Origin of the sequence: Rhizobium sp. PRIMUS64 (assembly GCF_023006465.1) — a bacterium.
Classification (GTDB): domain Bacteria; phylum Pseudomonadota; class Alphaproteobacteria; order Rhizobiales; family Rhizobiaceae; genus Rhizobium; species Rhizobium leguminosarum.
The window spans coordinates 1-25,905 of the sequence record NZ_JALBGX010000019.1; the positions used below are offsets into that span (position 1 = coordinate 1).

General features: G+C 60.2%; 33 protein-coding genes and 1 pseudogene. 12 read left to right on the forward strand and 22 right to left on the reverse strand.

Annotation, left to right across the window (positions count from 1 at the left end; translation table 11 throughout):
* Window positions 1-325 (reverse strand): phosphotransferase enzyme family protein (locus MOV76_RS10545; RefSeq protein ID WP_247264481.1); only part of this gene is annotated, 325 nt, incomplete at its 3' end.
* 139 nt (window positions 326-464) lie between these two features.
* Here MOV76_RS10545 and MOV76_RS10550 point away from each other — a divergent pair.
* Together MOV76_RS10550 and MOV76_RS10555 are read left to right on the forward strand one after the other, a co-directional pair.
* Window positions 465-914: a hypothetical protein gene (locus tag MOV76_RS10550; protein ID WP_408987990.1), complete on the forward strand. Its 450-nt coding sequence runs from the start codon at window positions 465-467 to the stop codon at window positions 912-914.
* Window position 915: 1 nt separating this feature from the next.
* Complete coding sequence (locus MOV76_RS10555) at window positions 916-1,455, forward strand: hypothetical protein (protein WP_247264482.1); 540 nt, start codon at window positions 916-918, stop codon at window positions 1,453-1,455.
* Between the two features lie 732 nt (window positions 1,456-2,187).
* Here the strand turns inward: MOV76_RS10555 and MOV76_RS10560 are convergent.
* Window positions 2,188-2,532, reverse strand: a complete 345-nt coding sequence (locus MOV76_RS10560) for a helix-turn-helix transcriptional regulator (protein ID WP_018241057.1) — start codon at window positions 2,530-2,532, stop codon at window positions 2,188-2,190.
* Between the two features lie 107 nt (window positions 2,533-2,639).
* Between MOV76_RS10560 and MOV76_RS10565 the strand changes: the two genes are divergently transcribed.
* Complete coding sequence (locus MOV76_RS10565) at window positions 2,640-3,386, forward strand: glucose 1-dehydrogenase (protein ID WP_247264483.1); 747 nt, start codon at window positions 2,640-2,642, stop codon at window positions 3,384-3,386.
* A 150-nt stretch (window positions 3,387-3,536) separates the two neighbouring features.
* Here the strand turns inward: MOV76_RS10565 and MOV76_RS10570 are convergent, their stop codons facing one another.
* The 3 genes from MOV76_RS10570 to MOV76_RS10580 form a co-directional block, all read right to left on the reverse strand.
* Window positions 3,537-4,064, reverse strand: a complete 528-nt coding sequence (locus MOV76_RS10570) for a BA14K family protein (RefSeq protein ID WP_247264484.1) — start codon at window positions 4,062-4,064, stop codon at window positions 3,537-3,539.
* A 339-nt stretch (window positions 4,065-4,403) separates the two neighbouring features.
* Window positions 4,404-5,342, reverse strand: coding sequence for a sialate O-acetylesterase (locus MOV76_RS10575; RefSeq protein WP_247264513.1), 939 nt, complete (start codon window positions 5,340-5,342; stop codon window positions 4,404-4,406).
* Window positions 5,343-5,759: 417 nt separating this feature from the next.
* Window positions 5,760-6,452, reverse strand: a complete 693-nt coding sequence (locus MOV76_RS10580) for a type 1 glutamine amidotransferase domain-containing protein (protein ID WP_247264485.1) — start codon at window positions 6,450-6,452, stop codon at window positions 5,760-5,762.
* 121 nt (window positions 6,453-6,573) lie between these two features.
* Between MOV76_RS10580 and MOV76_RS10585 the strand changes: the two genes are divergently transcribed.
* Window positions 6,574-7,506 (forward strand): LysR family transcriptional regulator, encoded by a 933-nt coding sequence (locus MOV76_RS10585; RefSeq protein WP_247264486.1) that lies wholly within the window; start codon window positions 6,574-6,576, stop codon window positions 7,504-7,506.
* Window positions 7,507-7,739: 233 nt separating this feature from the next.
* Here MOV76_RS10585 and MOV76_RS10590 read toward each other — a convergent pair whose 3' ends face one another.
* From MOV76_RS10590 to MOV76_RS10615, 6 genes are all read right to left on the reverse strand, one after another.
* On the reverse strand, window positions 7,740-8,552 hold the full coding sequence (locus MOV76_RS10590; RefSeq protein WP_247264487.1) for an alpha/beta hydrolase: 813 nt from the start codon (window positions 8,550-8,552) through the stop codon (window positions 7,740-7,742).
* Window positions 8,553-8,900: 348 nt separating this feature from the next.
* The gene (locus MOV76_RS10595; protein ID WP_026231157.1) at window positions 8,901-9,521 is read right to left on the reverse strand and encodes a glutathione S-transferase family protein; all 621 of its coding nucleotides are present in this window, start codon (window positions 9,519-9,521) and stop codon (window positions 8,901-8,903) included.
* Window positions 9,514-9,999, reverse strand: a complete 486-nt coding sequence (locus tag MOV76_RS10600) for an SRPBCC domain-containing protein (protein ID WP_028734206.1) — start codon at window positions 9,997-9,999, stop codon at window positions 9,514-9,516. Before MOV76_RS10600 ends, MOV76_RS10595 begins: the two co-directional genes overlap by 8 nt.
* A complete protein-coding gene (locus MOV76_RS10605; protein ID WP_018241069.1) occupies window positions 9,992-10,324 on the reverse strand; it encodes a helix-turn-helix transcriptional regulator in 333 nt (110 codons plus the stop codon). Before MOV76_RS10605 ends, MOV76_RS10600 begins: the two co-directional genes overlap by 8 nt.
* Window positions 10,325-10,707: 383 nt before the next feature.
* Window positions 10,708-11,028, reverse strand: a complete 321-nt coding sequence (locus tag MOV76_RS10610) for a DoxX family protein (RefSeq protein ID WP_028734205.1) — start codon at window positions 11,026-11,028, stop codon at window positions 10,708-10,710.
* 1 nt (window position 11,029) lies between these two features.
* The gene (locus MOV76_RS10615; RefSeq protein WP_028734204.1) at window positions 11,030-11,410 is read right to left on the reverse strand and encodes a DUF4267 domain-containing protein; all 381 of its coding nucleotides are present in this window, start codon (window positions 11,408-11,410) and stop codon (window positions 11,030-11,032) included.
* Between the two features lie 123 nt (window positions 11,411-11,533).
* Between MOV76_RS10615 and MOV76_RS10620 the strand changes: the two genes are divergently transcribed.
* Window positions 11,534-12,127 carry a TetR/AcrR family transcriptional regulator gene (locus MOV76_RS10620; RefSeq protein ID WP_018449545.1) on the forward strand — a complete coding sequence of 198 codons (594 nt, stop codon included), beginning with the start codon at window positions 11,534-11,536 and terminating at the stop codon, window positions 12,125-12,127.
* 142 nt (window positions 12,128-12,269) lie between these two features.
* On the opposite strand, the gene MOV76_RS10625 is transcribed toward MOV76_RS10620, so the two are convergent.
* The 4 genes from MOV76_RS10625 to MOV76_RS10640 all read right to left on the reverse strand — a co-directional run bounded on the left by MOV76_RS10625 (window position 12,270) and on the right by MOV76_RS10640 (window position 16,327).
* Window positions 12,270-14,042 (reverse strand): adenylate/guanylate cyclase domain-containing protein, encoded by a 1,773-nt coding sequence (locus tag MOV76_RS10625; protein WP_131605168.1) that lies wholly within the window; start codon window positions 14,040-14,042, stop codon window positions 12,270-12,272.
* Window positions 14,043-14,218: 176 nt separating this feature from the next.
* Window positions 14,219-14,794 (reverse strand): DUF308 domain-containing protein, encoded by a 576-nt coding sequence (locus MOV76_RS10630; RefSeq protein ID WP_247264488.1) that lies wholly within the window; start codon window positions 14,792-14,794, stop codon window positions 14,219-14,221.
* A gap of 240 nt (window positions 14,795-15,034) precedes the next feature.
* Window positions 15,035-15,664, reverse strand: a complete 630-nt coding sequence (locus tag MOV76_RS10635; protein WP_018449542.1) for a hypothetical protein — start codon at window positions 15,662-15,664, stop codon at window positions 15,035-15,037.
* A 72-nt stretch (window positions 15,665-15,736) separates the two neighbouring features.
* A complete protein-coding gene (locus tag MOV76_RS10640; RefSeq protein WP_026231155.1) occupies window positions 15,737-16,327 on the reverse strand; it encodes a TetR/AcrR family transcriptional regulator in 591 nt (196 codons plus the stop codon).
* 197 nt (window positions 16,328-16,524) lie between these two features.
* On the opposite strand from MOV76_RS10640, the gene MOV76_RS10645 reads away from it, so the two are divergent.
* From MOV76_RS10645 to MOV76_RS10655, 3 genes are all read left to right on the forward strand, one after another.
* Entirely contained in the window at window positions 16,525-17,244 is a 720-nt protein-coding gene (locus MOV76_RS10645; protein WP_168297800.1) for an SOS response-associated peptidase, read from the forward strand.
* Between the two features lie 75 nt (window positions 17,245-17,319).
* Window positions 17,320-17,637, forward strand: a complete 318-nt coding sequence (locus tag MOV76_RS10650) for a hypothetical protein (RefSeq protein ID WP_018449539.1) — start codon at window positions 17,320-17,322, stop codon at window positions 17,635-17,637.
* A complete protein-coding gene (locus MOV76_RS10655) occupies window positions 17,634-17,873 on the forward strand; it encodes a hypothetical protein (RefSeq protein WP_247264489.1) in 240 nt (79 codons plus the stop codon). The genes MOV76_RS10650 and MOV76_RS10655 overlap by 4 nt, the downstream gene beginning before the upstream one ends.
* A 52-nt stretch (window positions 17,874-17,925) precedes the next feature.
* Here MOV76_RS10655 and MOV76_RS10660 read toward each other — a convergent pair whose 3' ends face one another.
* Window positions 17,926-18,753 (reverse strand): oxidoreductase, encoded by an 828-nt coding sequence (locus MOV76_RS10660; RefSeq protein ID WP_247264490.1) that lies wholly within the window; start codon window positions 18,751-18,753, stop codon window positions 17,926-17,928.
* 79 nt (window positions 18,754-18,832) lie between these two features.
* On the opposite strand from MOV76_RS10660, the gene MOV76_RS10665 reads away from it, so the two are divergent.
* Window positions 18,833-19,771, forward strand: a complete 939-nt coding sequence (locus tag MOV76_RS10665) for an AraC family transcriptional regulator (protein ID WP_247264491.1) — start codon at window positions 18,833-18,835, stop codon at window positions 19,769-19,771.
* A 174-nt stretch (window positions 19,772-19,945) separates the two neighbouring features.
* Here MOV76_RS10665 and MOV76_RS10670 read toward each other — a convergent pair whose 3' ends face one another.
* Window positions 19,946-20,548, reverse strand: coding sequence for a TetR/AcrR family transcriptional regulator (locus tag MOV76_RS10670; RefSeq protein WP_028734195.1), 603 nt, complete (start codon window positions 20,546-20,548; stop codon window positions 19,946-19,948).
* A 51-nt stretch (window positions 20,549-20,599) separates the two neighbouring features.
* Between MOV76_RS10670 and MOV76_RS10675 the strand changes: the two genes are divergently transcribed.
* The 3 genes and pseudogenes from MOV76_RS10675 to MOV76_RS10685 form a co-directional block, all read left to right on the forward strand.
* A complete protein-coding gene (locus tag MOV76_RS10675; protein WP_131623356.1) occupies window positions 20,600-21,049 on the forward strand; it encodes a VOC family protein in 450 nt (149 codons plus the stop codon).
* A 281-nt stretch (window positions 21,050-21,330) separates the two neighbouring features.
* Window positions 21,331-21,804, forward strand: a complete 474-nt coding sequence (locus MOV76_RS10680) for a nucleoside deaminase (RefSeq protein ID WP_247264492.1) — start codon at window positions 21,331-21,333, stop codon at window positions 21,802-21,804.
* 62 nt (window positions 21,805-21,866) lie between these two features.
* Window positions 21,867-22,019 (forward strand): annotated as a pseudogene (locus MOV76_RS10685) (ethanolamine utilization protein); the annotation flags it as partial.
* A 15-nt stretch (window positions 22,020-22,034) separates the two neighbouring features.
* Here the strand turns inward: MOV76_RS10685 and MOV76_RS10690 are convergent.
* The 5 genes from MOV76_RS10690 to MOV76_RS10710 all read right to left on the reverse strand — a co-directional run bounded on the left by MOV76_RS10690 (window position 22,035) and on the right by MOV76_RS10710 (window position 25,843).
* Window positions 22,035-22,826 carry an aldolase gene (locus tag MOV76_RS10690; RefSeq protein ID WP_247264493.1) on the reverse strand — a complete coding sequence of 264 codons (792 nt, stop codon included), beginning with the start codon at window positions 22,824-22,826 and terminating at the stop codon, window positions 22,035-22,037.
* A 239-nt stretch (window positions 22,827-23,065) separates the two neighbouring features.
* A complete protein-coding gene (locus MOV76_RS10695; RefSeq protein ID WP_247264494.1) occupies window positions 23,066-23,470 on the reverse strand; it encodes a hypothetical protein in 405 nt (134 codons plus the stop codon).
* A 79-nt stretch (window positions 23,471-23,549) separates the two neighbouring features.
* Window positions 23,550-23,942, reverse strand: a complete 393-nt coding sequence (locus tag MOV76_RS10700) for a response regulator (protein WP_018241090.1) — start codon at window positions 23,940-23,942, stop codon at window positions 23,550-23,552.
* 73 nt (window positions 23,943-24,015) lie between these two features.
* Window positions 24,016-25,068 carry a sensor histidine kinase gene (locus MOV76_RS10705; RefSeq protein ID WP_247264495.1) on the reverse strand — a complete coding sequence of 351 codons (1,053 nt, stop codon included), beginning with the start codon at window positions 25,066-25,068 and terminating at the stop codon, window positions 24,016-24,018.
* A 499-nt stretch (window positions 25,069-25,567) separates the two neighbouring features.
* Window positions 25,568-25,843, reverse strand: a complete 276-nt coding sequence (locus tag MOV76_RS10710; RefSeq protein WP_024322782.1) for a DUF4242 domain-containing protein — start codon at window positions 25,841-25,843, stop codon at window positions 25,568-25,570.
* Window positions 25,844-25,905: the final 62 nt, after the last annotated feature.

Below are 25,905 nucleotides of genomic sequence, written 5' to 3' on the forward strand. Positions count from 1 at the left end.
CCTGGCGCGCACCCTCCGGCGCCTGTCCCTCAGCGAACAAGCGGCCCTCGCGGGTCGGGATGGCTGCTGCGACCGGAACGCCCGATTGCGCGAGATGCGTCAGGAACGCCGTTTCGGTCCTGACGTCGGCCGGGCCACGGGCGCGGCGATGGGAAAGCCGGAACACATACCGCTCGCCGTTGCTTCCGAGGGCAAGAAACACATCATTCAGGCCACGCTGCAGCAACCGGCAGGAAACCGGCCCTGCAAGCGGATAGTGCTGATTGATGAACTGTTCGATAGCCGCAATCTGCGGGGTCGAATAGAGCGGATTAAAGTCGAACATGGGCGCTGTACCATCGGGCTTTGCTGGCAGGCTGCTTCCGTGGAGAGGAGACCATAGAGGCGGGCGCGGCGCACGCCTGTACCATTGCAATAAGCTGCTGATTGAATAAGGTGAAGCACGCTATTAATAAAACTATGAGATGAAAAACAAAATGCCGGGTTCGCGATTTTTTAGAGAAAATCATATTTCGATTTCTGTGCTTTCCATCATTTTAGGTCTCTCCGGATGCGCCACCAATAGTAACGGTGTTACTATTTCCGCGGATGACAGTCGGGCTCTGAGTGGAGAGCGAACAAAGATGGGCCAGTCCTACAATTTGAATGTAGACTGCACCGTTGCAACAATGGCCAATATAAAATTGGTCCAAGCCCCGGCGCATGGCTCGGTTGACTTCGTCAAAGAAAATATCTTTCCGAATTACAGAGATGGCGTCCGCAATAAATGCAATGTCAGAAAATCTCCCGGCGTGTCGGAATACTATACTTCCAAGAGCGGCTATTCTGGACGTGACATGTACAAGGTGAGGGTGTCCTACGGGGAGGGGACCATCAAGGACGTCACCGTCAACATCAATGTAATCAAGAACTAGGGTGAAGCGTCTCATCAGGAAACTAGTCACGATTTTGCTGCTGGTGTGGCTGTTGCCGGGAATACTTGCCGTTGTCGTGAGGATGTCTGGCTTTAACTTCCTGCCGTCCATCGAATGGACATCCAAAGCGAATGATCTTTCGATTGCGGCCGGTCTGCTCCCTGCGGCGTTTCTGTCATGGGTCGCCTGGAAAGACATGGACGTTACTCCGCTCGGCGATGGGAAGGCGGCTATTGCCATGTTTTCGGCCCCCATCTTTGCTTACTTTCTGGGAAAAAGCCTTGTCGCTGTTGCCTTGCCGATGACGCTCGCCATGGTCGCGGGCCATCAGGTCGAGCTCTCTTTTACCGTGGCAAATGCCGATCGATGGGGCGACTCCAAATGCCGAACACCAGTTGAGCTCGAAGGCCTACCCTTTCTCTTCGACACAATTTGCCGTGTCCGAGACGATGTCAGGATGAGCCTGTTGCCGGGTAAGCCTGCTGTCGTCACCGGCCGAGGCACCAGCCTGGGCCTCTTTGCGGAAAGTCTGAGCCCGTAGACCGAGCAAGCGCAACCGCCGCGCGGTGCTCCTTGCATTCATCCGGCATCGTCACGCCGGCCTCGTCCTTCGATGCCCGTGGGGAGCGCTTATTCTGGGTCTACTGTAAATAATGCACCCACGATAATGAGACTTCGTGTCGCCCTTTTCCGTAATCGAAATAATCCACCGGCAGACCAGCCGCGAGCTTAGCATCCGACATTGCCTTTCGTTCCGCCATGCATGAGTTATCAAGCATTGAAGCGACTTTTTGCGGATCTTTGTTTGAAACAAGATACGATTTTGTGGTCCGCTCCAAGCACTTGCCCAATGCACTCCCGGCTGACCCGACGCGGCGTATCTCTGGGGTGTCATAGGGTGAAGTAGCACACGACGCTAGAGCCGTTACAACGCTCAGAATAATGATCGTATACCGCAATGCATTCCCCGCTAAAATTGAAGTCTTGTTGAGTCCAGCTTCGCCATCGCAACCACTGCAGCCCATGTTTCAACACCCGCAATCGAAGATTGTCGCTCAAGACTCGTGCCATCATCCACCTCTCCAAATTGGATCTTGAATCAGCTTCGACCTGCGCCGTCACTTCACAATCGATTCATCGAGCGCAAGATCTGCTCTAGGCGAACCTCCGTCGGCAGCGGCCATTGGGGGCTATGCTGCTCTATCTCTTTGTTTTCACGCAATTCCGGACGGAAAACCGCTTCGCACTTTTCCTGGAATTCCTCTAGGGGCGATCAGTCCGTCTTCGGCTGCCCGGGAGGCTGGCCGTAAGCCGTCAGAATGGCCTTGATCAGGCCCGGGAAGCGTTCGTCCAGCTCGGTGCAGCGCGTTTGATTACGCATCTCCACACCCTGGCGCTCGCTGATGATCAACCCGGACTCGCGCAGCACCTTGAAATGGTTGGACAGCGACGACTTTGGAATGACGCGGTCGCCGAGATCGGCAAGGGCAGAGCACGTTCCGCCACTGCTGGCGCCGGCAAGCTTTGCATAAATGGCAACGCGCTCCGGATCGGACAGCGCATAGAGGATCGCCTCGGGCTTGATGTCCTCCAGGGCTGGGTGAAAGAGCGGTCTCATGAATTTTATATAGCGTCCCTTGACAATGAGATCAACAGTTCCGAATTTCCGAACTATGGAACAAGCTAGCCAATCCCGGCGGCTGTCCAGATCGGAAGGAACGACAAATGGCTAAGCTCACAGGAAAGGTCGCTGTGGTGACGGGCGCCTCCAAAGGCATTGGCGCTGCGATTGCCAAGGCGTTCGCAGCAGAGGGTGCGCAAGTGGTGGTCAACTACGCTTCGAGCAAGGCGGGCGCGGACGCCGTGGTCGAGGCGATCGGTGCGGCCGGTGGCAAAGCCATCGCGGTGCAGGGCGATGTTTCGAAAGCCGGCGAGGCCCAGGGACTGGTCGATGCTGCGGTCAGGGAGTTCGGCAAGCTCGACGTGCTGGTCAACAATTCCGGCGTCTATGAATTCGCACCAATCGGTGAGGTGACCGAGGAACAGTATCGTCGCATGTTCGACGTGAATGTTCTGGGCGTTCTCTTGACCAGCCAGGCCGCGGCCAAGCATCTCGGCGAGGGCGGCAGCATCATCAACATCTCGTCGGTGGTCACCAGCCTGGCGCCGCCAGACTCTTCAGTCTACACGGGCACGAAGGGCGCCGTGGAGGGCATCAACAGCGTGCTTGCCAAGGAGCTGGGGCCGCGCAAGATCCGGGTCAACGCCATCCTGCCGGGGATCGTGGAGACCGAGGGTACGCACTCCGCAGGCGTCATCGGCTCGGACTTCGAGCAGGCTTTGGTGGCCCAGACGCCGCTCGGCCGCACCGGCCAGCCGGACGATATCGCCGGTGTCGCCGTCTTCCTCGCTTCCGACGATGCCCGCTGGCTGACCGGCGAGCGATTGGCCGCCAGCGGCGGTTTCCGCTAGAACAGGATGATGTGAGGCCGGGTCGGCCTCAGATCTGAATCCTGTTCTGAATTAAACGGCTAAAGCGCGTCGCGATCTTTCAGATTCGCTTGTCGCGCTTTAGGTCTTTGTTTTTGCGCAAAACCGCTGCGCACTTTTGCGCGACATGCCTTAGTAGGGCGAGACGCACGCCCGCCGCGGACCGTAATAGGGCTGGAACGTGTCGTCGTAGGCCCGGTAAGACCGGTAGCGCGCATAGCACCAGCTCGTATGTCCGTTGCCGCCATAATAGGCCTGGCGGTAATAGCGCGGACGGTACAGGGTCGACCCGTAGTAGCGCGGAGCACCGTAATAGGCGGATCCGTAATAGCCCTGGCCGTAGTAACCCCGATTGTAGTAGCCTTGACCGTAGTAGCCTTGGCCGTAATACGGCTGCGCCAGCATTCCGCCGATGATTGCGCCGGCCGCGAGCCCGCCGAGTCCCCAGGCCCAGCCGTTGTTACTACCGTGGTGTCCATGCCCGTAGTAGCCGCCATGCCGGTAGTAGCCGCCATGGCCGCCGCCGTGATGTCTGTACTGGACCGGCTGCGCCTGTGCGCCTTCGATGTTCGGCACGGCAACGGTGGGAAACGCCATGGCCGGCGGGACGCTCGTCAGCGCCGTCACCAGCGACAGGGTAACGATTGCTAACCTTTTCATTGGCTCATCTTTCCTTCTACAGCACCGCGCGCCGAAGTCGGCGCGCAAGGACGTTTCAGCCCTCTAGGTAAACTGATCGATTTTACTCTAAAATCGACTTTGATTCGAGGAATTATGCATGAGCAGGGCAGCTTTCTTCGAAGGAGGCTCCCGGCGAAGGCATTCTCCGCCCTCGTCATCTCATAGGAGCCGATGCACGCTCCCTGAATCATGCGACGCGGAGCTCGTCGGAGACGCCGGCAAAGCGCTGTTATCACCGGCCGATAGTGACAAGGTGTCGAATACCGGACAGAGCCCGGGGCCGAGCTCGCGAAGGCGCGAAAACCGGTTCTAGGAAGACTATCCCGAGGTTTCCAGGCGGCGATCGCCGCGCAGAAGGTTCAGCCAGGCCCGGGACACTTTCTCCGCGCCAGTGCCCCCGATATGGCAATCGTCGTAGCGGTCGTCTCCATCGAGCAACGCGTCAGAATTTACGCCCTCTCGGATACCGTGGCCGCTTTTTGACAGGGCCAGTTGCGCCCGTACTATCGCATTGTCTGGAATATGCTCCTTGAAGCCGCCGTTGCTCGGTTCGAGACATTTCGATGCGATCGAAATGTAGACGGGTGCTTCGACGCCGTGCTGACGCAACGTGTCAACCATCGACATGAAAAATTCCTGATAGGTCTCCGCAGTGGTGCCGATAACGAGGTCCTTCTCTCCTTGCACCCAGAGGACGCTCGTTATCCGATAACCGGAATCCTGAAGCTGTTTCACGGTATCGACCAGCACGGGATTGAGGTCACCGCCTTTCGCCCATCGTGCGACCTCAGATCCGGAATATGCGAGAGGTGCGAGGATAACGCTGTCATTTTGTCCCGATGCGATCAAATTGTTCCCAAGCAGCGTCCAGTACTCTCCCTTGGTATCGGTCGATCCAAGAAGTGGCGAGGCGGCGATGAAGCACCGTTTGTCAAAGGCGTTTACAACGCGAGCGCCATAATTCGACCTGTGCCGTTGTCCACCGTCGTTGGCCGCGTTCGATTGACCAAGAACGAGTAAGACAGCAGTTCGGTCAGTTTGAGTCGGGCAGGTCACAAGCGTTTTTGATTCATCCCCGATGAGTCGTTCCTTGTCGTCGAAAGCATAACGGCTTGGAGCCGCCGCCTTCTCTCCGCCAACCATTGTCCTCAGCGCGGAAAGTTGTGGCCAAGGAAAGATCTCATGTCTCGCGCTCATGCCGCCGAGAAAGTACATGGCGATCAAGGCGGCAAGGCCGACTGCCATTGTTTTGCGCATGCCGTTGACTTTCAAGCGTCATCCGACGACACACCGCCACATCTGCTTGCCTCGGGCATGATCTTTAAAAAAGAGAATTCGTCGCGAAGATCGAGCCCATTCCACGACTAGTTCGCGTGGCGTCGCCGAAGTCTGCTCAAATATAGACCGGACCGGTGATTTCAATAATCCGGTTGGGTGAGAGATCGTGCCTGCTGTGCAGCCTGCAGTTCCATGGAGAAACTCCCGTTGCTCGTCCATCCCAATAGGGCGGGTCCAGATAAAGCAGCGGGCCGCCGATCGTACGCGCGATAAATCGCCGCCGGGCAGGTCTCCAGCGGACCCGCGAACTGCTGGCAAGGGAAAGCTCTGAGTATGGCCGCAACACGAATAACAAAGCGGCTGGTCATGGGTTGATCCCCGACCAGCCGCGCTGTGTCAGGCGGCCTTTGCCGCCGTCACGGCGGCGAGCAGAATGCCGGCAGTCTCCACCGATGAACCGGGGTTCTGCCCGGTGATCAGCAGGCCGTCCTGGACGGCATAGGACGACCAGTCGTGGCCGCTGGAATAGATGCCGCCATTCTCCTTCAACATGTCCTCGACCAGGAACGGCACCACCTGGGTCAGACCGACGCCGTCTTCCTCGGAGTTCTTGAAGCCGGTGACTTGTCTGCCCTGAACCAGCGGCGTGCCGTCGGCAGCCTTGACGTGGCGCAGCACACCCGGTGCGTGGCAGACAAAGGCGACGGGCTTGCCGGCCTGATAGAGCGATTCGATGAGGGCGATCGAATTCTTGTCTTCCGCCAGATCCCAAAGCGGGCCATGGCCACCCGGATAAAACACGGCGTCGTAATCTTCATGGGAGACCGAAGCGAGCGTTACGGTCGAGGCGAGCACGGCCTGGGCTTCCGGGTCGGCATGGAAGCGACGGGTCTGATCGGTCTGGAAGCTCGGTTCGTCGCTCTTCGGGTCGAGAGGCGGCTGTCCGCCCTTGGGCGATGCGACGGTGACGTCGGCGCCGGCTTCGAGGAAGGCATAATAGGGGGCGGCGAACTCTTCGAGCCAGAAGCCGGTCTTCCGGCCGGTATTGCCGAGTTCGTCGTGCGAGGTGAGAACCATGAGGATTTTCATCTGGAGATCCTTTCGAGACAGATGTGATCGGTTGCTGTCGATGAGCGGATCATGCCTCGGCCATTCTCATTCCGGAAATTTATTTCTTTGATTTCAGATATGCGTTTGGCAATATATCTGGATGAAGTATGACCTCAACCTTCTCCCTGTCTTCGTGGCGCTCATGGAAGAGCGCAATGTCACGCGCGCAGCCGAACAACTGGGCATGACGCAGCCGGCCGTCTCCAACGCCTTGAACCGCCTTCGCGAGACGCTGCGCGATCCGCTGTTCATCCGCGAGCGCTATGGCATGAAGCCGACTGAAATGGCGCAGGCGCTTGCTCCAGTGATCCGCGGGGCCCTGGCGAGCCTCGATGACGTCATTCTCGGTCAGCAGGCGTTCGATCCGGCGCGGGCGACACGGCAGTTCACCATCGCCCCGAACAGCTACGTCGAGTTTGTCCTGATGCCGGTGATCGTGGCGCGGCTGCGCGAATGCGCGCCCGGGATCAGGCTTCGCCTGACGCCCTTCGGCAATGATCTGGCTGAGACCGGCGCGATTTCAGGGGCGACGGAAATGGTGCTCGGCAGGATCGTCGAGCCGCCTGATAACATGGTCGTGCAGCATCTCATGGATGATGGACTGGCCTGCGTCGTGCGCAGCGATCATCCCGAGATCGCCGAAAGCATCTCCGAGGAACAGTATCAGCGGATGCGGCATGTCAACGTGCTTCCGCCCGGCCGGATGCGTGTCGGCCTGTTCCAGATGCTGCAGCAGGCCGGTCTCAGGCGCGACGTCTCGGTCTCCGTCACCCATTTCCTGGCGGTCCCGGAAATGGTGGCCGTCACCGACTACTGCGCGACACTGCCCCGGCTGATCTGTCAGCGCCTTGCCCGCGACCCGCGTCTCAAAATCCTGCCCGCACCGGTCAATCTTGGCAGCTTTCCGGTAGAGCTGGCATGGCATGTCCGCTATCGAAACGATCCGGCTCATCGGTGGCTGAGGTCATTGATATCAGAGGTGGCAAAGGATGTCTCCGACGCTGCGGCGGCAGAAGCGATGGCTGGAAATTGAAAACGCGTGTTCGAGACCTCGGCGAGGCCTTCATGGGCGAAATTGCCGGGCAAAAATCGGTGTTGATGGCACCCGATTATGTTGGGATACGTCGCTGTTCCCGCTGCAGACGCCAGCCCGCGCTCCGTCCTCTTCGGGGCTTGATCCGAGGATCCACTCTGGTCGCCTCGCGAGCCGCTCCCGGGCATTGCCTCCCACTACGACCGGGAAACCGCTCCCGTCCGTGACGGGATTTAAGGCCGGTTTCCTTGCAGCGCTTCCACAAAACGGATGACGTCACCGACCATTCTGTCGTTCAAGATATCGTTGTGACCCGCACCGTCATAGATCAACATCCGCTTGGGCTCGGGTGCGATGCGGTACAACGCCTGCCCTGAAGAAAGCGGGATGCTATCGTCAAGCCGGCCGTGGAGGAACAACTTCGGTTGTCCTACTTTGCCTATGTTGAGGTCCGAGCGAAAGGGATCCTTGAGAAGAACCTCGACCGGGAGGAACGGATAATGCGTCTGCGCAATCGACAGTACCGACAGGTACGGAGACACCAGAATGACGCCCGCGGCCGGCCTCTTCGCGGCGGTATTCACGGCGACGCCAGTGCCAAGTGACCGGCCGAGCACAATGATCTCGCTTCCGCCGTGTGCCGAAAGCCAGTCGAACGCGGCGATCCCGTCTGTCAGCAGGCCCTGCTCGCTGGGTGAGCCGGTCGATCCGGGATAGCCGCGATAGGAAATCGCCAGCAATCCAATCCTCCGCGTGGTCAGCGCCTGGGCGAGAAACGCGTAATTGTCGAGGCGGTCACCGTTTCCGAAGAAGAGGAGCACGCAGGGCTTGTCGCTGTCGCCCTGGCTGTACAGTCCCTGAAGCATCTCTCCGTCGGGCGTCTGGATGTGGACCGTCTCGCCCCAACTCGGGTGCTCCGGAACAGGTGTGGCGCCGGCTCCGGGGTAAAGCAGGGCTCGCTGAGACAGATAGATCAGACCCACGAGCGCCACGTAGGCGAAGACCGCCATCAGCGGCAAGATCAGCAAGTACCTTGTAGCGCTCACGACAAACTGTACCCGCCGGTTTGGCAATGACCAGAACGCTATGCGGCAACCGCGGCCCGTTGCGGCGTGGTGTGCTCAGCGCAGCGGCAATATAGGCACAAAGCGATCCTATGGAGAAGAGGCTCGACTGATCGCCGCATCTGAACCGGACCGCATGCGGAGGGCGCGCTCACCGGCTATGTTATCTATCCGCATTGGCGCTCTGCGAATGCATGAGCTGCCATCTTCAGCATCGAAGAGAGGTCGATCGCTGAACTTGCCTGGCCGGATCGATGTAGCCTCGGCGACAAAGGAGGAGTGCCGCCAACGCCTTTCACCCTGGCAAAAGGGTCCTTCGCCCGTGCCCTCCTAGGCCGGGAAAGGGTTTTGCCACGCATCCAGTTCTTCAAGCCGTCCGTACCACGTCTGGATATGCCGAAACTCGGCGACGGGAATCCCGGCGGCGGTTGCAAAAGGAAGTGCCGCGGCCAATGCGAAGTCTGCCACAGTCAGTGTCTTCCCGACGGCGACGCTGTTCTTGGCCAAATGATCGTCGAGCACGCGACCATGGAGTCGAAAACTCGTCTTCGCATCTTCGATCACGGCGACGTCAGGCTCCCCGCCGAACAACGGCTTGATCAAGGTTTCAAACCACAGCGTTGCACCGTGCCGGGTGAAATGACTGGCATCCCAGCTCAACCAGCGCAGCACGTCGATCTGCCGGTGGTCATGCGGCCAAAAATCCGATGCGACGCTGTCAGACAGCCTGCACATGATGGCGTTCGCTTCCCATAAAGTTCCGGCATCATCCTGCAGCACCGGGACTTTCCCGTTCGGGTTAAGCGCCAGGAATTTTGCGGTGCGCTGTTCTCCGCTTGCGAGGTCAACCCTGACGAACTCGACGTCGGCTTTAAGAAAACGGGCAGCGGCGCAGGCCTTCCGCGGATTGAGCGTCTCGCAATAATAGAGCTTCATCGCCGCCTTAGACATGATCCGGCCCCTCGGATTCAGTCCCGAGAAAGACGCTCAATCGCTCGAGACTTTGGGACCAGCCGGCTTCATGACCCTTAAGTGACGATGCGCTATCAAATCCACTCTGCCGAAAAGTCATTTCCGTACCTCCGTCGCTTTCCCTGAACGTGATGGTGACGACTGTTTCCGGGCTATTTTCGCCGGTTGCGAGTTCCCAGGCATGTGTGAAGACAAGCCTGTGCGGCGGCTCGACCTCCAGATATTTTCCGCCGACCCAATGCTCTTCTCCATCTGGCGCGATCAGACAGGCGCGGTGTCTACCGCCGGGCCAGGCTTCGAGTCGGTCGCCCACCGCCTTGAAACCGTGAGGACCGCACCACTGTGCGAACGCTTTCGGGTCGGTCCATGCCCTGAAAACCAGATCGCATGGGGCATCAAACCTTCGTACAAGAACCAGGTCGCGGGCGTTGTCGGTGTCGGTCTCTGGATTAGTCATTTTCGTATCCTTGTACCTTGGACAGATAGTCATCGAGACGATCAAAGCTTTGATCCCAGAAGCGTCTGTAATCGGCGATCCAATCAGCAATTGTCTTCAACGCAGCCGGCTCGAGGACGCGGGGACGCGAATTCGCCTCACGGCCGGAGCGGATCAATCCGGCCTGTTCCAGGACCTTGAGATGCTTTGATATGGCAGGCTGAGACAACTCGAAGGGATCAGCGAGCTCGGCCACCGTCGCCTTGCCGTTCGCAAGCCGCCCAAGAATTGCTCGCCTCGTGGGATCGGCGAGTGCGGAGAAAATCGCATCGAGCTTGTCGTCCATATATCACCATGTAGCTATATAGCCGAATGGATATATTCTGTTCAGCGTAATGTCAACGGTTTTGCATGGGCGAAATCACGGGGCAAAAATCGGCGTTGATGACTCCCGATCATGTCGGGATACGTCGCTGTTCCTGCTGCAGACGCCACCCCGCGCTCCGTCCTCCTCGGGCTTGACCCGAGGATCCACTCTGGCCTCGTCAATCAGCAGCGGGCATGGATCCCAGGCTCTGGGCCTGGGATTAAGGAGGGTGGGGGCGGGTTTTCGATAACCAAAGCGGTATAGGGTGAGGCTTGGGGCTGATTACCGCTACAATCAGGTGGCGCCAGGAACCACATGATAGTGCTTCGCCCACGCCTGTCGGTGAAAGCGGCCGATCGTGCTCAAGATGCGATTACAGCAACAGCAATCAGGGTGACAAAGACACTCAGCGGCGCCAGGTGTGCATGGTCGCGGTGGCGTAGAACCGTGAAAACCGCAGCCCCGATGATGACCGCCCCGAGCCCCACGCCGACAATGCGGCTGGCAGGAAGCGCAATCAGGACGGCGCTCGATATCTCCAGCCCACCCGTCACGATGCCCCACCAGCGCGGGTAGCCCCACCGAGCGAATTCGCTTCGCGTCCCTGCCGTGCCGATGGCGTTGACGAGACCTGCGCCCGCGAAGGCGACAACCAGGAACCAGATGGAAAGAACGTGAACCATCTTAGTGCGCCCCGATCATCATGGGGATGGCGACCAGCACCATGATCACCGCCGTCAGGCCGTGAATGCCGAAGGCGCTTCTGGTGGAGCCTTTCGCTGCGAGAACGAGCAGCATGTCGCCCGCAGGGATCATCGCTTCGATCAAAAGCACGATGCCGACCTCCCGTTGGGAACCCCACACCATGAACGCCAGCACGAGTAATCCCGCGACGATATCGCGAACACCCTTGAGGCGGAGCCACCAAGCGACGTTTGGGCCTTCTTCGGGAAGCGGCAGGCCGAAACTGCGCATCGTGGTCGTCGGGCTCGCAATATAGCTGGTGCCGATCACGATAATAGCGAGGGCAAGCAGCAATCCGGCCCCGTTGGCAAACCAAAGCATGAGACAATCCTTCTATCATTGATATAAAAACTAGCACTGCTATATAAAATGCCTTAGCATTGCTAGTTAGTCAAGCGTTGGTATAATCTTTGATGAGTGCTGGCCCTGCATGGAGATTGAGCAATGGGGATCGCAGAGCGAAAAAGTCGGGAAAGGGCAGGGCGCGAAGAGCGCATTGTCGCGGCAGCACGTGCCGTCGCGGAGAGTGAAGGGTGGGATGCCGTGACGATCCGCCGCCTGGCCAAGGAAATCGAATACAGCCAGCCAATCCTCTATTCGCATTTCGCCAACAGGGACGCCATCGTTGCCGCGGTTGCAGTCGAGGGCTTCAAGGAACTCGCAACCGTTCTTCAGGAAGCGGCAGGCGGGGCGAACGGGCGACGAGATGCCCTCATGGATGTTGCCATGGCCTATTTTGCCTTCGCGCTCAGTCGCCCAGCACTCTACCAGGCCATGTTTATCCTGCCGACCCAACTGCAGTTCGCCGAGGCCGAAACGAGATCGGAACTTCGGGCCGGTTTCGACGCCATTGCAGCAGCTGTGTCTCCGTTCTCGCGCCATGTGGAGATCGTGACCGAGACCTTCTGGGCAGCCCTTCATGGGCTTGCCGAGCTCGAACGTTCAGGCCGCATCAGGCCCGGCATGCGTGACAAACGCATCGCGCTTGTGGTTCAGGCGATCGTGGATGCGGGAGGAAACGCGCCCCGTCGCGGCTGATGACATCAGTCGCTTGGCGCATCGGCTACCGGATGTGGACTGCGCATCTCCAACAGAGAGCTGTCGCCGATCATGTCCAGATCCGTCGCTGTCCTTGCTCCACACGCCACCCAACAGGTTCAAGATCTGAGATTAATCACCGTCATTGTACGACACCGGCCTTGCGTAGCCCCTCCACGACGAGCTCGAAATCGGCGGGGTTCTTGAAGGGCAAGACTTTGCGACGGTATTCCAGGGAGTAGTCGGGATTGACGCGCATCACCTCTTGCCACGTCGCGCGAGCCTCTTCGAAACGGCCGAGGTGCCCGTAACAGGCGGCCAGAAGCGCGCGCGAGACATCGGTGACGGGGTTGCGGCTCACGCGCTGCAGCAACAGTTCGACGGCCTCTTCGTACCTTCCCAGTGGAAACAAGGCCAAGGCCTGAAAGTGAAGAACGACATCCGGAAAATACGGGTTGAGGACCCTCGCCCGATCGAAATAGGCGAGTGCCTCCTCGGATCTGCCTGAATAGATGAGTGCCTCGCCGAGGCCGACATGCCCTTCGGCGAAGTTCGGATTGAGGACGATCGCACGCTCGGCCTCGCTGATGGCTCTATCGTGCTGTCGCGAGTAAAGCTTGACCACACTCAGTGCCCAGTGCGCCACGGGATCGCTATCATCCCGCGCTACCGCCAGGGTCGCCGCCTCTTCGGCTTGCTCGATCGAGCGCTGCGGCAACGCGCTCCACCGGTTCAGGTAGTCGAGCCCGTGGGTAAGGGCGAGGAAGGCGTGGGCCGAGGCGAAGTTCGGGTCCAGTTCGACGGCACGTTGCAAAAGGTCGCGGGCGTCGCTGTTCGTTTGCTTCGTCAGCCGGTGCCACAGCTCCCGGCCACGCAAGAAGCAGTCATACGCCTCGGGGTGCCGCATCTGCCCCGGCGCAAGTCTTTGCCGATCGCCCTCTGTCAGGTTGACCGCCAGCGCGCCGACGATCTGCTGCGTGACATCGTCCTGAACCGCGAATATGTCGGTGAGGTCGCGATCGAACCGCTCCGCCCATAAATGCCCGCCGGTGGTCGCGTCGATGAGCTGCGCGGTGATGCGTACCCTGTTCCCCGATTTGCGTACGCTACCCTCAAGCACATACCGCACGCCGAGCTTCGTGCCCACCTCCTGCACATGGACGTTCTTGCCCTTGAAAGTGAACGACGAATTGCGAGCGATGACGAAGAGCTGCGACAGCTTCGATAGCGCCGTGATGATGTCTTCCGAGATGCCGTCGGCGAAGTAATCCTGTTCGGCGTCACCGCTCATGTTGGCGAACGGCAGGACGGCGATCGACAGCTTCGGCGGCGCTGCCATCGCCGGTCGGCTCGTCGCGGTTTCCGAGGTCGCGGCTGCCTTGGTCGCTGCGCTGCCGACTTGCAGCGAATAGACCCGGATCGGCTCGGCGATGTTCTTGAGCTGCGTGCTGCCGAGATCGCTGACCGAGAGGTCGAGCCTCGCCTTGACTTGGCGATAGGCATCCTCGGACAGGCAGATCGCGCCCGCCGCAGCGACGCCCTCCAATCGCGAAGCGATGTTGACCCCGTCGCCCATCAGATCGCCGTCGCTTTCCTCGACGACGTCGCCCAAATGGATACCGATCCGGAACTCGATGCGACGGTCCTGCGGGACGCCGTCATTGCGCTCCACCATACCGTTCTGCACCTCAATGGCGCAGCGCACGGCGTCCACCACGCTGCGGAACTCGACCAGCGCACCATCGCCGGTGCGCTTCACCACCCGGCCGTGGTGCACGGCGATCGTCGGATCGATGAGATCGCTGCGCAGTGTGCGCAACCTCGCCAGGGTGAGGTCCTCGTCAGCGCCGGCAAGCCGACTGTACCCGACCACGTCCGCGGCCAGGATTGCAGCCAGCTTTCGGTTCTCGCTCATGGCGCTGTCTCCTAACTTCCACGATAACAGGGAGACAGAGGGCAAGAAAGAAGTTTTAGCCGCTGCTCAGAGCGATCCTGGTTGGCCATGGTTCATGTGGACGCTGCCGACGTTACAGCCCCACGCAATGACTGCTCTGTCATGGGGCCGAACGGAAGATCCGGCCCCCGATCGGCTCAGGCCCGATTCCGCCGCATCTCTGTGACGCTCCGCCAGGCGGCCGACACCAGGAAATAGAAGGCGCCGAGGCCGGCATAGCCGGCGATGTTGGCAATGGAGGGCGGTTCCGGCATTTGCGCCTGGGCGATGAAGAAGGCGCCTGCCACCGCGGATTGGCCGCCGCTGAGGATCATCGCCCACTGGCCGCCATTGGTCTTCCAGCGCCGGACAGCGGTTCTAAGCTGCAGCAGGCCGGAAAAGATCGCCCAGAGGCCAAAGACGCCGAGAACCCAATTCATGCTCATCGTCAGGGCGACGATCACGGCCGCTGTCGTCACCGCGCTGACGGCGACGTTGATCGCCTGGCTGCGGTTGTTTGCAAGGCCACCATTGCGCGCTGCGTCGATGAGGTTGGCGGCGGCATCCCAGGCCGGGTAGAGGATCAGCAAACCAGCCGCGACGGCAAGCGACTGGCGGCCGGTCGTCAAGGCTGCTGCGACCCAGATTGCGGAAAAGGCTGCGCGGGTGAAGTAATAGCGCGTCAGCCACTCTTCCCTGTCGCCAGGCGCGACGGTGGTTTGATCGTTGGTCATCAAGATCTCTTTCCTGAATGTGATGGTGTTGGTCTGATAGGGACGGCTCACCGCCGGGAGCGGCGTCGTCCCTCATCGCGATTGCTTTCATGGGTTTGCCGGAACTGCCCGAGTGCCGACGGGCGGCTGCCGAGACGACGGTTCTCCGTCATTCGGGCGCATTGGCTGCCGGTCAGGCAGCATTCCCTGGTAAATCGCCGGTCGAACCGGGGGCGGCCCGGCCGACCGGCGACGACGTGGTCACATGGGCGGCACCACGCCATTTTTGCCGACAAGCACCTGATGGGCGAGGGGACCCGAGGCAGCCTTCTCGGCGGGGATGAAGACGACGGCGCCGGGAACGAGATCGTCATTGCTGGCCGGAGCGATGGTGACGACCGGCGTGCCGTCCGGAATGGCGATCTTCTTTTCCTTGCCGTGATAGGAGACGGTGACGGTGCGGCCATCGACGCCCTTGACGGCGTCGGCCACGGTCGCGTTGGTCATGCTGCTGTTGGGCTTGAGGTCCCAGCCGTAGCTGCCTTCACCGGCACCCTTCATCGCCGGCGGGAAGATCAGCACTTCAAGCGCGCCGTCGCCACCGCCTTCACTCGGCAGCGATGCGATGCCGACGAAGTCGCCCGGCTTGATGTCGGTGACCGCAGCGTTTGCAACGCTCGCCAGTTTCCAGCCGTCGGCGAGGGTGACATCGACGGTCTCTCCCTCGCGGGTCTTCACCTTGAGAGCGGAGCCGCTGTAGCTGACGATGCTGCCCCTGACATGGATCTGCTCGGGCTTCTGGTCTTCGGCATGGACAGGCGCCGCGGGCAGGGCCGCAGACGCGATGGCGGTGAGCCCCAGCATGAAGGCGGGGAGAATGTTCTTGATCATGTCGTTCTTCCTACTAGTTGGTAGTTTCACTGAACGTCGTTGTCACTCCGGGCTTTTATGCCGCCCGGAGCTCTATTGAGCGGCGGTCGGAGACAGCCGCTGCAAGGTGGGGGCCAGAATGGTGGCGAAGATCTCCGGGGCACCGTAAGCCCGGGCTGAAAGCATGGCGCCATGGACGGTGGCCATGAAGGCTTCAGCCTCGACGCGCGGTTCGCTCGACAGTTTCAAACTGCCGTCCTGAGCGCCCCGTTCCATCACCGAGGTCAGCCATGTCGACGCAAAGCGGAAGAAAGCCTTGACCTCGGCTGCGACCTCCGGCGGCAGCGCCGGCAGTTCGCTCGCCAGCAGGGCGCAGACGCAAAACGGTCGGCTGGCATCCTCGATGCACTGGGCCCAGTGGCCCGCATAGGCTTGGAGGAGCGCCAGGGGATTTCGCACCTGTTGCTCCAGGCCGGCGATCGCCGCCTCGGCATCCTCGCGATATCGCACGACAAGCGTGCGCACCAGGTCGGTCTTGCTGGGAAAATGGTGATGGATGCTGGCCTTGCGGATGCCGACGACGGCAGCAATATCGGCATAGCTGAAGCCGTTATAGCCTCCGGTCATGATCAGAGCTCGGGCGGAGGCCAGGATTTCGTCGGAGGTCGTCAAAACATTGCTCATGGATTTCATCTACCTTCCAGTAGGAAGGCTGTCAAGCGGCAAGCAGATCTCCGCCGTCAGCCGTCGTCGAGACGGTGACAGGCTTCACCTTGACTCTGGTGAAAGCGATGGCGGCATCGGTTGTAGCGACCGGCCTTGACTCGCCTCGAATACCCAGAACATAATCAGAACATCTAATATGCGGTATGGAGTTCCGGATGTGCGGTCGCGTCTACATCAAGACATCGCTTGAGGAGTTGGTGCGCAATTTCGCCTTTGCAGAGCGGGGCGCGATCGATGCGCTCGGGAACCGATTTCCGCGCTATAACGGCGCGCCGACGCTGGACTATCCGATCATCATTCGCGACATGGTCCGCGAGCCTGATGTCATGGGGCCGGTGTTCGCCTCGGCGCGCTGGGGTCTGATGCCGGCATGGATGAAGCCGGGAGGGCGGCCGCCGCCGATCAATGCCCGCTGCGAGGGCATCAGTACCAACGGCCTGTTCCGCTCGGCTTACAGGTCGCGCCGCTGCCTGGTGCCGATCAACGGCTTCTTCGAGTGGAAGGATATCTTTGGCACCGGCAAGAACAAGCAGCCCTATGCGATCGCCATGGCTGACGGCTCGCCCTTTGCGCTCGCCGGCATCTGGGAGATTTGGCGCAGCCCGGAAGGCGTCGACATCAGAAACTTCGCAATCGTCACCTGCGAGCCGAATGCGATGATGGCGCAGATCCATGACCGCATGCCGGTCGTCCTGCACCGCGAAGATTACGAGCGCTGGCTATCGCCGGAGCCTGATCCGAGCGACCTGATGAAGCCGTTCCCGGCGGAACTGATGACCATGTGGCCGATCGGCCGCAATGTGGGTTCGCCGAAGAATGACACGGCTGACATCATCGATCCGATCGACCCCGATCCGGAACCGACGCTGATCTGAATTCACCGGCTCGGGCGGGAGCCATCCATCAACCATGCGGTCAAAGGAAAACCTCGCGAGAGGACAGGACGACGCATGCCAGAACAAATCACATGGAAATCGTGGGAACATGTCAGCGGCCGGGAAATCAAATACAAATGGCGGCACGCCTGGAAAGAGAAACCCGGCGACGATTACGTCGCTTTTGACGGCGATACCCAGATCGGCAGGATATTCCGCTCACAGGCAGGCGGAGGGATCGATAATCGATGGTTCTGGATCGTGGCGACAGATGGCAGCCATCGACTGGATTGGCCATCGGCCGGATACGAGGACAGTGCCTATGTCGCCTCGAGGCGGCTGGAAATGATCTATGAGAGCATCAAGAGCGGGAAACGGAGGACGCACCCATGAGCATCGAAGGCCATTCGACTGCGCCGGGCGCCAATGTGATCGTTGAGCATTATTGCGAGCACCGGCTTGCTGACGGCACACGCTGCAAGGAGTGGGGAGGCTGGGGAAACAGCCCATCCCCGGCCGTTCCAACGCGCTGGTGGTGCTTCGAGCATTTCCCGCACAAGACATTTGAACAGGAACAGGCGCTCCGGCGTAAGCTGGAGGCGGCCGGGGGCGAGAAAATCATCCAATAAGAGCGGGCTGATTATCTCGATATCGTTGAAGCGGCATACAGATATTCTGCTATCAGCCGTCGGTCGAGACGGTCACAGACTTCCACGCCTCTATCTCCTGCTGGAGGCGAACGATCCTCTCCGATACGTGTTTGAGGGCGTCGCTGCCGAGCAGCAGCTGCGGCGGCGGATTATCGGATTCGATGAGCTCCAAAACCGCCGCGGCCAGTTTGGCGGGATCGCCGAGCTGCTTGCCGCTGACGGCCTGGCGCGCCTTACGGATCGGATCGAAAAGGCCATCATAATCGGTGATCGACCGCTCGGTGCGGACCATCGATCGTCCGGCCCAGTCCGTCCGGAAGGAGCCGGGGCAAAGGGTCGTCACATGCACACCGAACGGGGCCATTTCCGCCCGCATCACCTCCGATATGCCCTGGAGCGCAAATTTGCTGCCGCAATAATAGCCGATGCCCGGCATGGTGATCATGCCGCCCATCGAGGTGACGTTGACGATGAAGCCGCGGCGTCGTGCGCGAAACCCAGGCAGAAATGCCTTGGCAACGGCGACGGCGCCGAAGACGTTGACGTCGAACTGCCGCCGCATCTCTTCGATCGGCGACTCCTCGAGCACGCCCTCGTGGCCGTAGCCGGCATTGTTGATCAGCACGTCGACAGGCCCATGCTCGTCCTCCGCCTGGCGGACGACATCATCAATCCGGTCGAACTCGGTGACGTCGCAGACGACCGGCCGCAGGCCAGGCAGGGTTTTGGCGAGCGCTTGGCGCGACGCTTGCGAGCGCACGGTGCCGATCACCGTGTGGCCCGCCTGAAGGGCCGCAGACGCAATGGCGAGCCCGAAGCCGGAATTCGATCCGGTGATGAAGAAGGTCTTTCGTGACATCAGCGATATTCCTTGATTGAGGATGGAACTTGACAAATAGTATGGAGAAACCGGTGAATCGATTGCGGATTCTCTCAGAATGTTGCCAAATCCTATGATGGCTGATCGCGGCCTATCCAGGCGAGAGGAGATGGTCGCGTTGGCCGGGCGTCTCGCCCCGCGTCACGGATACAATCCGACCGCGCTTGCTTTCGTCCGCATATTGCGCACGGAAGCCGTGCTCCACGACATCCCGGTGCTCTACAAACCGGGCGCGGTTTTCGTCTTGCAGGGCAGCAAGCAGGGCATCCTCGAAGGCGAAGTCTTCCTCTATGATGAGGAGCATTATCTGGCGGTGTCGCTGCCCGTTCCGTTTCGGATGACGTCGACGGCCAGTCCCGAGCGGCCCTTGCTTGCGGTCTATGTCGAGTTCGATATGCAGATGGCGGCCGAGATCGCATTGCAGGTGGAAAAACATGCCGAACTGCCAGGCGACCAGCCGAGAAGTCTCGTGTCGAGCAGCATGGCTGACGATATCGAGGATGTCCTGCTGCGCCTGCTGACGGCGCTTGGCAGCAGCGTCGAGACGGATGTGCTTGGCGCCGGCATTCTGCGCGAACTGCACTACCGCGTCCTGGTCGGTCCGCAAGGCGGCGCGATGATCGCCGCCCTCCAGCAGAAAGGCAGATCCGGAAAGATCATTCAGAGCCTCGCCTGGTTGCGGGAAAACTATGGCCTGGAGATCGCCGTCGCCGATCTGGCAAGAGAGGTGGGCATGAGCGTTCCCTCCTACCATGTCCATTTCAAGGGGCTGACCGGCAACAGTCCGATGCAATACGTCAAAGCCATGCGGCTTCATGAAGCAAGATTGATGATCGCGCGCCAGACGAGAACGATTGCCGAGGTCGCGGTTTCCGTGGGCTACGCCAGCCCGGCGCAGTTCAGCCGCGATTTCAAACGGCATTTCGGGCGCACGGCATCGCAAGAGATCACGTGGGTCCAGCGCCACCTTGGCGAACTGGGTGACGATCACGGCTAAAGCATGTCTCGCAAAAGTGTGCAGCGGTTTTGCGGCAAAGACATGCGGAAAAACAAAGACCTAAAGCGCGGGCCAAGCGAATCTGAAAGATCGCGACGCGCGATCGCGACGCGCTTTAGGCCGCTTGGTCGGCCGCCTGCGCAGCCGTCGGCTTCGCCCATCGCGACGTGGGGGTCACGCGCCCGACGGTGCAACGGCCCGCAACGCGGTCCTGACGATCGCATCGCCGAACTCCGGCGAGACCGGGCGATGGCCGACCAGCAGCCGGAAGAAGACCGGTCCGTAGATCATGTCGAGCAGCGCCTCCATATCAAGCGGCGGAACGATCTCTCCCCGAGCCAGAGCCTCCTCCAGGATGACACGACCCGCGTTGCGGCTCGACAGGATCACCCGATTGCGGAAGGCCTTGGTGAATTCGCTTTCCGGGTCGGCGGCCGCAAGTGCCATGGTGATCTGCCGCCCGCGCGTGCTCGCAAAGGCAGTCACCAGTCCGCTCATCTGCGCGCCGAGAGCCGCCTGTGCCGTGCCTCCTCCAACCTCCGCTTCCGGCAGCCGGTTGACCAGAAGAGCGGCCATCGCCAGTTCCTGCGCATTGGCCCAGGAGCGGTAGATCGTCGGCTTGCCGACGCCGGACCGCGCCGCCACGGCTTCGATCGTCATGCGGCCAAAACCTTCGGCCATCAGGATTTCATGGGCGGCCTCCAAGGCACGCCTCTGCGCGGCAGCGCTTGGCGGTCGCCCTCGTTTCCTCGGTGTTGCATTACTCTCTTGACTCATATCTTTACGATACGTAACGTTAATATATAAACCAGTCAAGGAGGATCGTCCATGCCGAGTTTTGCCCGAAAAGTGAGCGCCTACTTCATCGTCAAGGATGCGGCACGGGCCATCGACTTCTACAAGGAGGCTTTCGGCGCCACGGAAGTCTTCCGCATGACCGATCCTTCGGATGGGCGGATCGGCCATGCCGAGCTGCGTTTCGGAGAGACGCTGATGATGTTGGCGGACGAATATCCGGACTTCGGCGCCCTGTCTCCCGATACCATCGGAGGCTCGCCGGTGACCTTCCACATGGACACGGTGTCGACCGACGAAGCATTGGCGCAGGCGCTGTCGGCTGGGGCGACGATGTTGCGCCCGGCGACCGACCAGAGTTTTGGCGAGCGGGTGGCGCAGGTGCTTGATCCCTTCGGTCATCGCTGGATGTTGTCGCAAACCATCGAACAGGTCACGCCTGAGGAGATGCAACGCCGCTGGAACGAGGACATGTCGGCGTAAGTGCCGCAGCCCTTGAAGCGCTCGAGGAGGCTGAGCGCGCCTTCAACGCGGCGGTGGTTTCCAACGATCCCACCCAGATCGCCGCCTGCATCACTGAGGATTGGGTGCCGGTGACGCCTGAGCGAGGCCCAATCCCTGCACAGGCTATTCTTTCGGCGATCGGATCCGGTGTCTTGAGCCATGACACGATGACCAAGACGACGCGATCGCCTGATGTGCAGCCCCTTGGAAATCCCTCCGATTCAAGACAAACTCATCCCGCTCTAGCTGGGGGGACTCTGATGGAAAACCACGAGCCGTTTTTACGCGAGGCGATTGCGCTCTCGAAATCCGCGATGGAACACGGCGACGAACCGTTTGGCTCGGTGCTGGTCAAGGACGGCGAAGTCATCCTTCGCGCCGAAAACAGCGTCTTCACCGGCCGCGATATGACGAACCATGCCGAGATGAACCTGGTTAAACTAGCGGCGCAGCACTACGACACTGCTTTTCTCGCGGAGTGCACGCTCTACACCAGCACGGAACCGTGCGCGATGTGCTCCGGGGCGATTTACTGGTCGGGCATCGGGCGCATGGTGTTTGCCTGCTCCGAAACGCGGCTTGGCGAGATCGCCGGGATCGGGTTGAACGTGCCGAGCCGGGCGGTGTTGCAAACCGGCGCGCGCAACGTCACCGTGGTTGGCCCGACGAACCTCGAAGACGAAGCCGCCGAAGTCCATCAGCAATTCTGGCCGAAGCATCTGGGCAAGGCTTAGAGCGCCGTGCGTCCTTTCGGACGCACAAAGGACGTCCTAACACTTTCAATCCTCGCATCGGGCTTTCGGTCTCGACAGACTTGGGGACGGTCACCGCGGGGCCCGGCGCGATCGTCTACATGCCCAAGGGTGAAGCGGTGACCATCCGCTCGCACGAGGAGGGCGCGCTCACCGCCTATGTCACCTATCCGCATTGGCGGCCGGCGCACGACTAAGCCGCGGTCTGCGGATCAGCGCTTGTATTCGGGTTCGCTGCGATCGAGTGCGCGCTTGACGGACTCCAGATGGAGCCGGGCCGACTCGGGGTCTCCTTCGCGCATTTGCCGATACGCCGCTTCGGCGATCTCGGGCGCGACGGCAAGGACTTCGCGTCCGGTCGACAGGGCGAGCGTCTGCACTTCGCAGGCGCGCTCGAGGTAATAGAGGTCGTCCCAAGCCTCGGCGATATTGGGTGCACAGACCATCACGCCGTGGTGCTTCATGAAGACGATGTCGGCATCGCCGATCGCGGCCGCGATGCGATCGCCCTCGCGCGCGTCGAGCGCCAGGCCGTTATAGTTGTGGTCGACGGCCGTGCGTCCATAGAATTTCAAGGCGGTCTGCCCGGCAAAGATGAGAGGATCGCCCTCCGTCATCGAAAGAGCGGTGGCATAAGGCATATGGGTGTGGAACGCCGCCTTGGCGCGGGGAACGTTTTTATGAATCCTGGCGTGGATGTAAAAAGCGGTGGCCTCGGGCTGACCGCTGCCCGACACCACGTTGCCGTGAAAGTCGCAGATCAACAGCATCGAGGCGGTCAGTTCGGCAAAAGCGTAGCCGTAGGGGTTGACGATGAACAGGTCATCATAGCCGGGAACGACGGCCGAGAAATGGTTACAGATCCCTTCCTCCATGCCGAGCCTTGCCGCCATCCGGAAGCAGGCAGCAAGATCGACGCGGGCCTGCCAGATGTCGTCCGTATCAAGTTTCGGCTGGTTGGGGCCGCCGGCGGGCGATGGGGCTGTATTGAGGGAGTGCGCCATAGGATCGTTTCAAATTTTTGTCGAAGGAGAGGGTGGCTATCTCTGAACTACGCCCGGATTGGCCTGGCATCAAGCCGGCTGGCGGCAAACATGGTTCGGTCATTTGCATATTTGGGTGAGTACGCGGCTCGGCGGCTGCGCCTTTCAGTACCCGCGAGCCTGGAATGGTGGTCACGGCGAGTGAGCCATCGGCGCGGACCATCGGGACCGGCATGGATCCCAGGCTCAGGGTCTGGGAGTTAGACACCGTTCTCTGGCGATTGCACTGCAAGGTAGTTCACAGGAACGAGGCGGCTATGCAGATCGGGGCCGTCGGGTTGCCCCGGATCATAGAAGATGCCGTTATCGGCGTCATAGAGGATGAAGTGGTCTCCTTCGACATGGACGACCGCTACCCCGCAAACATCGCCCCAGCTCTCTGCCTTGCGTAATCCGCCGGTCTGCCAGCCCAACTCGGTCAGGACGCCGCGCAGTTCGTTCCACGTCGTGTAATGATTGGTCTGAGCGCCCCAATCGATCATGCCGGCAATCTGGTCGTAGGGTTTGCCCGTCAGCATCTGCAAGACGAATACGCCGCAGCCATCATCCCTTGGACATTGCGTGACAAATTGAAAGCGGACCCTGTCGGCTGCGGGTTGTGTCAATGTTCAGTTCCTCAGCGCTTCACCGAGACGATGGCGGTCGACGACGTCCTGATCATCCTGGAAGCTTGTCGAAAAACCCTTAACTTGCCAACTCAGTCGTGTTCCCGATCGACAGCAGATGAGCCATCGCATCGGTAATTGCGTGGTTGTCATAGGGTTTCGAGAAGGCCCTGCTTCCCGTGGGGAGATCGCTCTCTTTGAGGATGGCCGCGCCGGAGGCAACGATCAACCTGACTGGTGGCCACCGATCCCGGATGTAATGAGATAGCTTGATGCCGTCCATCGTGCCCGGCATCTGAACATCGGTGAAAACCAGATCGATGTCGTTTCGCGACTCAAGGATGCGAATAGCTTCATCGGCATCGCATGCCTCAAGCGCTTCATAGCCCGCAGAGAGTACCAGATCGACGGCACTCATCCGAATAATCGTGCTGTCTTCGACGACCAGGACGACCGCTTTGCCATATTTCATCGCTCACTCGGTCAATTTGGAGTGTGAGCCTCGCAGGCTCCGATGGGATAGCGTTTCGCAAGCCATTCGGTTCCTAAGCGGCCGTAGAAATGTCGGTTCGCAAACCGGCGCTTTCCCGGTGGTTGATTGTGACGACGGCGCCGGGACCCGCGTCGCTCAACTGAATGTCGCCATTCAGGCTCTTTGCGAGCGCCTCCACAATGCCAGTCCCGAGGCCCGCCTTTAGTGCTTCGCGACCAGCAGGCATGCCGATGCCGTTGTCGGTAACGGCGAGAGTCCAGTCCTTGCCGGATGAGTGATAGTCGATGACGATTGCGCCCGGTCGTTCATCGGGAAAGGCGTGCTTGAGGGCGTTGATGACAAGCTCGGTCACGACAAGCCCCAAGCGAACGGAAACATCCGCTTCCACGGCGCTCTCGTCGACCATCACCTGAATCGCAAGCCTGTCGGGGTCGGCGATCATCGACGCGCCGAGGCTTTGGCAAAGCTGAGTGAAATAGTGACGGAGTTCAACCTTGCCGCCGTTGGACATGGAGAGTTGGCGTTGCAGGGCCGCGATCGACATGACCCGGTGATGGGCGTTGTGGAGATGCCCGCGCGCTTCCTCCGACTGGACCCGCCGGGCGCTCTGCATGAGAACGCTGGCAATGATCTGGAGGCTGTTGGCGACCCTGTGCTGGACCTCCTGCAGCAGGATGGCATTATCGCGAACGAGATCATCTTTCAGCCGAGCCTCGGCGCGCGCATCGGTCACGTCGGTGATGGCGAGCAGCAGGCGAATATGATCGATGTCGCCGTCGTCGAGTGTCCGTGCATTGACGACCAGGTGCCGTGTCTTCTGGTTTGGCCGTTGAAAGTCGATTTCGTAAGCCTCGATGGTGGCGCTGCCCGAGGCGGTGGCCGTGAGCAGTGACGCAAGCTGGGGCATCGCCCATTCACCGTTTCCAATTTCGCTGAGGCTTTGGCCGCAAACCATCTTGGGGTCGATGTCGAAGGCCCGGCAGAAGGATGCGCTCGCCGCAATGATTTTCTGGTCGTCGGATAGGTATAGCAGCGGTTCATTGGACGATACCACCACAGCAAGAGTGCTCGCCGCTTCGAAACGCACGGTGGGTGTCTTTTGCATGGAGAGGCCCTCAAGGGCCGGAGACTCACGAAGCAAGTCATCACTCGGCAACAATGCCAACCGGCCGGAAGCCTCAGCTGGACAAAAAGACTTTAACACGCGTGACGCGCAATCGCTTCATGCTAAATATCACGGGCTGCATGCCGGGCGACGCCGATGCCGAATGCATGCCCGCCCAAAAGTGTGCAGCAGTCTAGGGACAACGACATGCATCAAATAACAGACCTAAAGCCGATCGGCTGAATCCAATTCGATGCGACGCGCGACCGCAATTGGCGCGTTCCGGACGACGGCGGCCTTCCGCATTCGGCTCTTCGACCGGAAGGTTCGCGATCAAGGCGGAAAGTCGTTCGGCATCGCAAGTCGTGGACTCTGGCTTAGTCGGCCGACAGTTCGCTAACTCCGTTAGTCCGCTTAGGCCGATCCTGGCCTTACGCTTGCCACCTGTCGACCCGAAGTGGTCGTTACATCGTTTGCGCTTACGTCGACCATTGATGCGCTAGACCACGTCATCGGCAGAGATGTGCTTAACTTCGGTAATTCTCACCAGCGGGATCTCTGCGCGTTCGTTTGCCTCCATCACATCTTGTTCCGACGAAGCGTCGAACAGACAGAATGATCGTTCCTCGGATGGTACGAATGTCGAGCGAAGATAGCGCACTGGCTTGCCCTGGCTGGTCATCTCTGCGGTGACGTTCTTCGCGCGGGACGCCGCCGCACTGAGTTGATCGGGAGTGATTCCAGGCAGGTGTCTTTCGACCATGTACTGTGGCATGATGGTTGTCCTTGGGTTGAGCGACGACAGCAACCGTTTGAACATGTTGCGCGATCGCTTTG